The sequence below is a fragment of the Lentilactobacillus diolivorans DSM 14421 genome, assembly GCF_001434255.1.
Taxonomy (GTDB): Bacteria; Bacillota; Bacilli; order Lactobacillales; family Lactobacillaceae; genus Lentilactobacillus; species Lentilactobacillus diolivorans.
This window is the reverse complement of sequence record NZ_AZEY01000012.1, coordinates 1-10,962: the sequence shown is the minus strand read 5'-3', so window position 1 is coordinate 10,962 and position 10,962 is coordinate 1. Positions and strand designations below refer to the sequence as shown.

9 protein-coding genes are annotated in these 10,962 nt (G+C 33.5%); 5 read left to right on the top strand and 4 right to left on the bottom strand.

Annotation, left to right across the window (positions count from 1 at the left end):
• From FC85_RS00850 to FC85_RS00835, 4 genes are all read right to left on the bottom strand, one after another.
• Nucleotides 1-308 (bottom strand): MobA/MobL family protein (locus FC85_RS00850; RefSeq protein WP_083484837.1); only part of this gene is annotated, 308 nt, incomplete at its 3' end.
• Nucleotides 309-1,951: 1,643 nt separating this feature from the next.
• Entirely contained in the window at nucleotides 1,952-3,007 is a 1,056-nt protein-coding gene (locus tag FC85_RS00845) for a replication initiator protein A (protein WP_057863683.1), read from the bottom strand.
• Between the two features lie 880 nt (nucleotides 3,008-3,887).
• A complete protein-coding gene (locus FC85_RS00840) occupies nucleotides 3,888-4,130 on the bottom strand; it encodes a hypothetical protein (RefSeq protein WP_057863682.1) in 243 nt (80 codons plus the stop codon).
• Nucleotides 4,131-4,133: 3 nt separating this feature from the next.
• A complete protein-coding gene (locus FC85_RS00835) occupies nucleotides 4,134-4,943 on the bottom strand; it encodes a ParA family protein (RefSeq protein WP_057863681.1) in 810 nt (269 codons plus the stop codon).
• 277 nt (nucleotides 4,944-5,220) lie between these two features.
• Here FC85_RS00835 and fucP point away from each other — a divergent pair, with 277 nt between their 5' ends.
• The 5 genes from fucP (at nucleotide 5,221) to FC85_RS16165 (ending at nucleotide 10,931) form a co-directional block, all read left to right on the top strand.
• On the top strand, nucleotides 5,221-6,576 hold the full coding sequence (fucP, locus tag FC85_RS00830) for an L-fucose:H+ symporter permease (RefSeq protein ID WP_057863680.1): 1,356 nt from the start codon (nucleotides 5,221-5,223) through the stop codon (nucleotides 6,574-6,576).
• 4 nt (nucleotides 6,577-6,580) lie between these two features.
• Entirely contained in the window at nucleotides 6,581-7,597 is a 1,017-nt protein-coding gene (locus FC85_RS00825; RefSeq protein ID WP_057863679.1) for a DUF4432 family protein, read from the top strand.
• 23 nt (nucleotides 7,598-7,620) lie between these two features.
• A complete protein-coding gene (locus FC85_RS00820) occupies nucleotides 7,621-9,120 on the top strand; it encodes an FGGY-family carbohydrate kinase (protein WP_057863678.1) in 1,500 nt (499 codons plus the stop codon).
• A 154-nt stretch (nucleotides 9,121-9,274) separates the two neighbouring features.
• The gene (locus FC85_RS00815; RefSeq protein ID WP_057863677.1) at nucleotides 9,275-10,099 is read left to right on the top strand and encodes a sugar-binding transcriptional regulator; all 825 of its coding nucleotides are present in this window, start codon (nucleotides 9,275-9,277) and stop codon (nucleotides 10,097-10,099) included.
• A 697-nt stretch (nucleotides 10,100-10,796) separates the two neighbouring features.
• Nucleotides 10,797-10,931 (top strand): hypothetical protein, encoded by a 135-nt coding sequence (locus tag FC85_RS16165; protein WP_268908755.1) that lies wholly within the window; start codon nucleotides 10,797-10,799, stop codon nucleotides 10,929-10,931.
• The last annotated feature ends 31 nt before the right edge of the window (nucleotides 10,932-10,962 follow it).

Below are 10,962 nucleotides of genomic sequence, written 5' to 3'. Positions count from 1 at the left end.
AATTCTTTCTGTTCGGATTCACTTAATTCTACCGGTAAAGCCACGTTAAACTCTTTCGCATACCGAGAATTTGCTCGCCGATCTTTTCTTTCTACTTCGTTCCATAATTTTTCTCGATCACTGGCCCATGCTGGTGCATTTTTAGGAGTTAAAATAAAACTCTCTGGTATGACTGACCGAGCATAGAAATAGTGGCGACCTTCTTGATCATCAAATAATTTTTCACCACTTCGATAAGCGGCACTGGCAATCGCACTTCGTCCTTTCCCAGCACTAATATTACTAAAACTCATATGAAAAATTGCCATACTAGTCACCGCCTTTCTTTGGATCTATTGGTTGATTTTGTTGTCGCCAACGGCGACTTCTGATACAAGTCTTTAGCACGATTTACCCAACAAGTATTTAGTGGGGTGTAAGTGCGCATTGACCTCGCTTCGTTCGGTCTGCTGAATCCCTTTAATTCAACTGTAGTGTAGTCCTGTCGCTTCGCTATTTCAAATTTAATTATTTGACAGTCTTTTACCTTATCCTATGACCATTTATAATGATGTTCAAAGTTAATTGAATGATTAATCTTAGTCAGAAAAGCTTAGAAAAATAAAAAATCTGCTAAGATAACTCAATTCATAAATCAAATCTTAAAAGTCTAAAATGATGTCATATACAGGCAAAACAATCATTAAATAAGTTAAATTAGATTGTGCTAACTTGCCTAATAAAAATATTAAATGTCTTTCTAAAAAGATTGGTACTTTTATGGACGCCTATTGAGACTGGGACAATAGTCAAAAATCTATATTATAACGTTCCTACTCTAAAGTGGAAATCCCGTAAAATCAGTTTACAAAAACACTGATTTTACGGGATTTTTTGAAAAATAATGTTTTTGATCTTATGTACCAACCACATCAAAAAGTAAACACATTTAAAGTAAAAAATAGTATGAAAAAATTTAATTAATTTAAATATTATGAAAATCAGCAGATCCACAAATCATGTTCTTGATGTTTAGTTCAAAAATATACTCTCCTAAAAATAATTTAGGCCTGGCAATTTATCGGTTGAACAAATCGAAGAATTTTGAAAAACATTTTTAGCTTATACTAATGCTCATAAATTAGCTAAACTAAAAACCGATTCGTTTAGTTATTAGACGGATCGGTTTTCTTTATCGAATAACATTTTGAAGTCTATTCTAAATGTTATTCGATAAACTTTTTTACTTGTTTTTTGTTCGTATACTTATTTGTTTTAATTAACTCAAATTATATTTATTTTTTAGATGATTATCCATAAATATTAATTTATCATTATTTATATTTTAATCTTTTGATCGGCTATGAATTGTATGCTCATATGTTCAATTTTTAACTTTTTTCAAATTATTAGTTTGGTAATAATCAGCAATTAACTTTTTCCATTTATTCAAAAATACGCCGATAAGGTTAGTACTACTATTCATGCATTATTAGTAGTCATAGATTGGGAAGTTGTTAACGTTCTTTTTTAGAAAGTTTTTGTTCTTGTTATTTTCTATTAGTGACGGTTCAAAAAATATTTTTTTCTAAATCAACATTCCCCGTTTTCCGTCGTAATTCACTAAGGGCTAAAGCGTCTTCTGTCACTATGATCTTGTTACCTTGCTTTTCTATAGTCAACGGTCTCTTGTGTTGTTATATGCTGCCAATTCTACTTTAAATTGACAATTATTAAAATATCTGCAATTTGTTCAGGTAAATTGCAGATATTGCGTTTAGCTGGGGCTTAGTCCTCTTTTATCGATTTTTAGTTCAGATAGTTTTTTAACTGTTCATTGATTATTTTTATCTTGATGCCTTCTTGATGATTGTTTAAAGCCCATATTCTTTTATTTAAGCAGCTTTTAATCAATATTAGTATGAATCTATATCAAACTCTTAAAGCGGCTTAGAAATGATTTTAAGGGCCTTTAGGCCCATCCGTTGGGAGCTGAGTTTTTAGTTTCCTCGGGGTGAGTTTTTTGATACTGTTTTGCGGCTTGTTTATTCCACCAAATGCCAAACAGGTTCTGCATAGTGCCGTATAAGTAATTCTCTACGTTCTTGATATGTTTCTCATTACTTCTCAAAGCATTGAAGTAGCGTCTTAACGTCTTGGTCATTAAGGGCTTTAGTTCGGGATCATCCAGGGCGATCCACACCCCTAAGTCCCGGTGTTCTTTTTCGACGGCATATTTGGCATTCAGAATAATGCCGATAAAGCGGTGCATTTGTTGCGGGGTGCGGCACCAAAAACTTAGTAGTTGAACGGCTTCGGGTTCTAAGAAGACTTCCAAGCCACTATCTGTATCAGTTAAAAAGTCGTGAGCATGCGAGACTAGATCGCGGTTTTGCTTGTTGATTTCTGCTGGTGAAAAATTGGCTGTGGAAAAGTTTAACTTTTGAGTATCTATATTGTATCTATTAGTATCTGAGTCTTTATGTTCTTTATATAGATTGTGTCGGTTTTTCCGACTTCCGTTATTATCAACGGTTTCAGTTTTTAGATTTGTTGCTGTCACTGGAAGTCGGTTTTTCCGACTTCCGCTATTATCAGCGGTTTTTGGAAGTCGGTTTTTCCGACTTCCGCTATTATCAACGGTTTCAGCGTTTATTTGTTTATAAACGTCTTTGGCTGTCACTTCTGGTCTTAATAAATATAAATGGTTTGGCTTGTTTAAACCTAATCGTTCTTGTTCGAGCAACTTTGTTTTTTCAAGTTCTTTTTTAACTTTTATAACCTTGTCTTTGTGGACATTCAAAAGATTCATCAATTCTTCGTTGGTAAAAATAAAATAAATGTCCCCATTTTTATCCACCCAATCATTCTTGACTGAATAATTAAATCGATCTTTAAGCAATGTATAGGCTATTTTGGCGTCATTACTCATTGATTGGTATTTATTACTAGAGAAAAATACTTTTGGTAATTTTAAAAAGGTTTCTCCATAAACTTCGTGAGTATTGTACCGTCTTGATTGTTCCATAAATAAAAACTCCCTTCTTTATTCCAAAACGTGCTGACTCAAAAGAGAGTTGCTAAAGCATCTAACTTGTTTTAAAATACAAATCTGATATGCTCTAACTGAGTTACAAGGTGGTCACGGTCAATGAATACTTTGTAACTTCATCAGCATGTGTTTGCAGCGAGTTGCCTATTTGGCAACTTTTTTGATTTTAACAACTAATAAAAATGGACTGAGTAGCTTTTACTGTCTACTTAGTCCATTGGCTTTAATTTATTTTGATTATCCCTAACTTGTCCTTTTGGGCTGGTCTGCGGTATAATAATTCCATAAATTAGATTTCAATAGTTCAATCGCCCTTTTCCGGGAAGTCAAGGGTAATTGAATCTAAGTAGTTCTTACACAGCTACTTGCTAAACCGAAGGTTCTTGATCCCTTGTGGATTAGGAACCTTTTTTGTTTAGCATAATCCTTCTATAATTCAATTAGGTTGTTAAATTAATTTAAGTCTAGCATAGCGATTATTGACGGGCAACCTTATTTAGTTTTGTAAACTTTGCCGATTTTTGGCTGAAATCAGTAATTATAATATATATTTGAATAGGATTATTGTGATGCCATATCTCATTAAATGAGTATTAAGAATACTTAAAATAATGATTAGACCGGCCAAATAAATGGTAAACAAAAATAACGTTTGCATCATGCAATTTACTACGCGACAATTATCAGTCTATTTTTCAAATATTACTTACCACCGGCATTAAAGTGGAAATAGTCGCTTCTACAAAATGACTATTTCCACTTTGTAATTTTCAACAATCTCAATAACCAGACTTATACCATTAAGTGATAATACAAGTACGAATAGTTATGCTTTATATTTGTATCTTTTTACCTATTACTCATGAAATTCTCTATAAGCGTTTTCAATTATAGTATCTAACAAGGTCGATCTTGATTTTGCGTTCAACTTTTTAACCATTTCATCTAAATGATTAATATTTTTTTGCTGGATTGAAAAACTAGTTTTTACTTTGCGTTCCCAGCTTAATTTCTTGTTAAGATCATCTTTTCGTTTAATTTCCCGAGCAACCTTGTAGTCGTTATTAGTACTTGAAAATTCCTCGAATTTATTAGCCATAATTTAGTTATTCCCCTCTTTTTCAATTTTCTTAAATACATTCTGTATTAACTCTATAAATTGTTTTTGTTCACGTAATTTATCGCTTTCTGTGGCATATTCTAAAATTCCTTTTTTTGCTAACATGCTAGCATTCACTAATTCCTTTTCTGGTATAATACCGATCACGTTTTTAAGATTTTTTAGCGCAGCCAAAAATTCGTGAGAAGAATTAGTGTTGTGTTTAATACGATTACCTAAGAAGAATACTTTAGCAGTAATATAAGATTTTCCACTCAGTGGGTCAATAACTTCATCTTGCAAAGTTCCCACACTTTGCAATACCTTAGTATGACTTTCATATCCAAAGCGGCTCGGCTCCATTGGTGAAATAATTTTATCAGCAACTGCTACACCGTTTTTAGTTAATAAATTCCATGTTGGAGGCAAATCAACGATCACATAATCGTACTTTTTATTTAGCTCTTTAGCATTCTTAATAAACCACATAAATAATAGTAATTCTTTGTTGGGTCTAGAAGCCAACTGGTCAGCTATCTCTTCAAGATTACTAGTAGAAGGAATAACAGAGATGTTTTTTTGCGCCTTTGTTTCTATTAGGCCAACACTGGGCTTTTTGAAAATATCTGCCACAGTTGGCTTGCCATTGAAATTGAAATTTTTATTTTCAAAGGTTCCGGTTAAACTTTTTTGCGCATCAAGATCAAGCATCAATACTTTTTTATTTTGTGTTTGTAAAAATTTAGCGAACTGGAATGCCATTGTGGTTTTTCCGACTCCACCTTTAATTGCCATAAAGCTGATTACTTGCATAGTATTATTTTCCTCCCCCACCTTTATCAGGAACAAGGTATGACCTAATTCGTACCTTGTTCCTGATAAATATAATACTACTAGTTTTAAAAAGCGTCAAGATAAAAGTGATACAAAAGTATTTAAGTGGTGCTACCAAAGTACTACATGCAAAAACGATTTCAAAATGTGGAAAAAATTTCATTAACGTTGTGGAATTATGTTCATTTCGTGCTATAATGTCGATTGTAATCGGTTACAGAAACGAACTATATAATTTTTAAGGAGAATTAAAATCATGGAAAATTCCACTAAAAGCAAACTGAGCGGATTTGGTTTGCTTAAGGCTCATTGTAATGAATTAAATAATGGTTATTTAAGTAAGACTCCAATTTTTCAATTTGTATTAGTATCTTTGCTTTTTCCGATGTGGGGAGCTGCTGCTAGTTTAAATGATATTTTAATTACTCAATTTAAATCGATTTTTCAATTGAGTAATCTTGCATCTGCATATGTTCAAAGTGCTTTTTCACTAGGTTATTTTTTGATGGCTATTCCAGCATCATGGCTAATTAAAAAAACTTCTTATAAACTTACCATTATTATTGGGCTGTTATTATATTTAGTTGGTTGTGTTTTGTTTTTCCCAGCATCTGCAGCTGCAACTTATGGATTTTTCTTGGTAGCTCTCTTTGTTTTGGCAACTGGGTTAACAGTTATTGAAACCGCGGCAGACACAGATTCAGCTCTTCTTGGACCCGAAAAACAAAGAACATTGCGTTTAAATATCTCACAAACATTTCTACCGTTTGGCTCAATTGCTGGTATTTTACTTGGCAAGTATCTTATCTTCTCTGGTGGTGAAAATTTAGACGAACAACTTAGTAAATTATCTGGTAGTGCTAGAATTCGTTTTGGAGAACAGGCTTTACAAAAAACATTGCAGCCATATAAATACCTTGTCATGGTTATTGCTATTATGATTATTTTATTTCTAATTACTCAATTTCCAAGTGGAAAGCCAAAGCAAAAAGACGATACACCTAAGGCAAATCTTGGCCAAACCGTTATTCAATTACTTAAAAATCATAATTTTACCTATGGAATGTTTACACTGTTTATGTATGTTGGCCTTCAAGTTTCAGTTTGGTCATTTACTATTCGGTTAGCTTTGAACCTAGATCATTCAATCAATGAAAGGACCTCCTCAAATTTTGTTATTGGTAGTTATGTAGCATTTTTTATTGGTCGTATTATTGCTGATTATCTAATGAAAAAGTTCCCACATTTAAAAGTACTCCTTTGGTACTCGATTCTTGGCTTTGCTGCAATTGGATATATGATGATTGATCGGAGCTTTGACGGAGTGTATGTCGCTATTTTAATATCTGGTTTAATGGGCCCAGGTTATGCAACGATTTATACTGAAACGCTTGGCTTTATTAAAGATGCACGTCAAACGGAAACTGCTGGAGCCATGTTAGTTATGATGGTTGTCGGTGGTGGCGTATGGCCAGCTATCCAAGGATGGGTCGCTGATGCAACTGGTTCAATGACTATTTCATTTGCTGTTCATTTCTTAACATTTGGGGCAATGATTATTTATGCTTATCACTACATTAAGCATCCATTTAATGGTCTTACAGGGGAGTAGAATAATGACAAAATTCGAATTGTATAAAGATAATTTTCAGGATCAATCACGAGTTTTAATTAAAAACGATGAATTTACAGTTTCAAGTTTTAAATATTCATCTGGGGTTGAGGCATTAAAAATTCAAAACTCACGTGGATACCTAACTTTTCTCCCCTTCGAAGGATTAATGATATGGGAAGCAGTTTTCGACGGATTCAATTTAAAAATGAAAAATACTTTCAAACAACCTTATCCAGGGAAGCAAATTACAGATTCTTATGGTCCGTTTCAATTTCATTCAGGGTTATTGGCAAGTGGTAATCCAGGTCCCAAGGATAATCATTACGCACATGGAGAGTTTCCATTGACACCAATGGATTCATCGTTTATTGAAATTAGCGAGAATTTAGTTACAGTTAGCAGTCAAGTTGAATATGTAAAAGGATTTGGTGATCATTATTTCGCTAATCCATCTGTAACTTTGAAAAAGGGTAGTGCGTTATTTGATATTAGAATGTTTGTTAAAAATCTTTCGAAGTATCAGGAAATGCCCCTTCAGTATTTAACTCATATTAATTACAAGTTTGTTAAGGGAGCCATAATTACTCAAAACATTCCAGAATCAGCCTTTCATTTAAGGAAATCGATTCCTAAACACATTCATCCAACTGAAGACTGGCTAAATTTTACTAAGCAAATTTATAATTCTGGTAGATTAATTAATGAGCTAGATAAAACGAAACATTTTGACCCAGAAATCGTATTTTTTGGTGATAAATTAAATCAATTGGTTAATAAAGCGGTATTTAGAATGAAAATGGATAATAAACACACAGTACAAATAACTTTTGATACCACACAATTTCCTAATGTAACCCGCTGGTTAATGTATAACCCAGATTTACAAGTAGCGGCATTTGCCTTACCAGCAACTAGTCGTACTGAAGGGAGAGCAGCAGCTAAAGAAGCTGGAACGCTAATTATGCTTAAACCAGGAGAGAGTCGTCATTTTAAAGTTACTACAGGGTTAGAAGATTAATAATTTGATGAGGAGAGATAAGAATGACTAAATATATCTTAGGCATTGATATTGGAACATCGGGAACCAAAGCAATCTTGCTGACGACGGATGGTGAGATTGTTGCACAAAGAAAAGACAATTATTCCTTTGTTACACCACATACAGGATGGGCTGAAGAAAATGCTGAAGATTGGCTTAATGCTGTTACGTCTTTGATCCGGACACTTGCCTCACGAGTAAATGATGAGGATATTGTTGCTATTGGAATTGACGGCCTTTATGGTGGATCAGGAATTCCAATAGATAAAAACGGAAAAGTTCTTGGTCCAGCATTGATTTGGATGGATCGTCGAGCTACTAAAGAAACTGCAGAAGTTAAAAAATTAATAAGTGATTCTGAATTAATGGACGTAACCGCTAATCTTTCAGATCCTTATTATGGATATACTAAAATAATGTGGTTAAAAAATAATCGGCCTGACTTATACAAACAAACAGATAAGTTCTTGCCACCAGAATCTTACGTTATTTATAAGTTAACTGGTCAACAAAGTATTAATTATTCTGCGGCTGGTAATTTAGCCGGAATTTTTGATATTAATAAGGATATATGGTCAAACTCACTAGCCAACAAATTAGATATTGATATCAATAAATTACCTCATACATTTATTGAAAGCACAGATCCGGCTGGATATATTACAAAAAAGTGGGCAGCACGATTGGGATTGAAGGCTGGTACACCAATGTTTAATACAGGTGTAGATGTTGGGCCTGCAACAGTTGGAACTGGAGTATTTGATCCTGGACAGGTTACAGTAGCTTTGGGAACATCTATGAACGCTGCCTTGGTTACAAAAACGCCACTTAGAAATAAGAAATTGATTATTTGGCCTTATTCATATAAACCGAAAGACTATTATTATAATTTTGCTGGTGCCAATACGGCTGGAGCAATCGTTGCTTGGTTTGTAAAAGAATTTGCAAGTGAATTTGATGAGAATGATGGTCCTAAAGAACTTGATTTTCAAAGTAGTGATGTGCCAGTTGGGAGTAACGGTCTATTGGTTCTTCCGTTTTTTATGGGAGAACGTAGTCCATTATGGGACTCTAATATCCGTGGTACCATTTTGGGATTGTCTTTAAAGACAACTAAGTATGAAATTTATAATGCTTTTCAGGAAGCAATTGCATACTCAGTTCGTCAAAGTATTGAGCAATTTGGGTCTGAACTTGGAAATTCAATTACATTAGTTGGTGGAGTTAGCCACTCCAAAAAGATGGATCAAATGATTGCAGATGTTACCGGGAAAAATATCTTAACAACAAAATCCGGTGGTGAGGCAAACTTAGGAAGTGCCATTTTAGCTGGAGTGGGGATTGATCGTATTGATCCACGAGATGTTTCCAAATGGATTAAAATCGATGAAAAGGTAACACCTGATCCTCAAAGGCATGTTATATATAATCGTTATTTTGATATGTATAAAAGGGCGTATAATACTGTTAAGGGTTTTTATCAAGATTTTTCACATATTTAAAATAATTTAGTCTTGGGGGGGAGTAAAAATAATAGGTAATTTAAAACGCCGTGAACAAATTCTTCGAGTAGCTCGCCAGTATTACATTGATGGAATTGAGCAAAGCCAAATTGCTAAAAAAGAATGTATTTCGCGGACTACGGTTTCTCGACTTTTGGCAATTGCCAGAGAAGAGGGACTTGTTACAATTACAGTTAATGATCATTTTCGCGATGCACAAACGTTGGCTAATCAACTTATGAATCTTTATAGTAATGTAAGATTTACAGTTGTTTCAACTTCACAAGATGATCAAGGGGCAAAACTAAAAAGAGTTGCTAAGTCAGCTGCTGATTATTTAAATCATTTAATAAAAAGTGGCGATATAATTGGTTTAGGTCGTGGAAAAAGTATTTTGCAAGTTGCTCAGCAACTTGCACCAAAAATTGTCCGAGATGTGGAAGTTCTACTATTAAATGGAATTTTCACTGACCCAGTTTACCAAACATCCTCTTTAGAAACAGCTAGTCTCTTTTCTAAAGCGTATCAGGCTACTCTTCGTCTACTTCCACTACCAATAATTTTCGATAGCCTTAAAAGTAAAGAGACTGTTGAGCAAGAAAGTCATGTAAGATATGTAGAAAAGTTGGGTAGAGTTTCTAATATCGCAATTTTTACATTAGACACTATTCAAAAGAATCAATTTTTATATAATAAAAATTATTTTTCTAATGATGAGCAAAAATCATTGAGTGATGGGGCAGTAGGAGAAGTATTATCTCATTTTATTGATATTGATGGGCAGCCAACTGTTCCCAAGATTGATCAACGAATTGTTTCGATTCCACTGGAAAGTCTTCGCTATAAGGAACATTCAATTGTGGTTGTATATCAAAAGGCTCAGGTTTCAATTCTTTCTACTATTTTACGGTCCGGTTATGTTAATGAAGTATTTATAGATCAGCAAAGTGCACAGCTTTTATTGGGATTAAATACTTAAACGGAATAAGTTTAAGTATTTAGGAGTACCTTACATCCAAAACTAAATAATAGAATTAAGACGTCATTCGATTTAACGGGTGGCGTTTTTATTATCTTTAACAAATCGCACAATAATGGAAATTCTTTATTAAGTTTAAATCTGACTAGTCAATCACTTTTTTAGAATATTAATACAGCGCTTCTTTTTCACACATCGAGATTAAATATTAATACCTTTTTGTTTAAGTTAGCAAAAGTTTAGCGAATTTATATACTACTACGGCTTTCCTGTTCCATCTTTTAATAACTATAAAGTTTATCGTTTGCTAAGTAACACTTTCATCTTTACTTTATCCGCACCATGGTGTGAACTAGTTCATACTATGTTTAATTATATAAGTACTACTAGTCAAAGCCTTATCAAGTTAAAAGTAATATAAAGGTATTCCAATGGTAGCATAAAGGTACTATCTTGCGAACGCTTTTGCACTCTTAAATTAGTGTCAATACGATTAAAATAGGAAAGAAAGCAAAGAGGGAAAAGTAAAATGATAGGAAAAAATAAAATTATTAGGTTTCTGATTTCATTAAAAAATGTAGCCGATCATCAATTTAGGAAACGACAAATAGGTTACTTTGACTAGCTGATCAAGTAAAATTAGACAAATAAAAACCTGGCGTAGATAATAAAGAAAAAACAACATGGGGGAATTGTGATGACGACATGGCAACAAAACCGAATCGGTACGGCTTTAAATGGGATTGATCCAATGGTAATGGCAGAAATGCCCGGTAATTTTGCAGTGTTCGTTGATACGCAATTTTTACCAGTCTGCAAATGGTCGTTTTAGCGTTTTTAGCACTATTACTTAAGAGATTTTA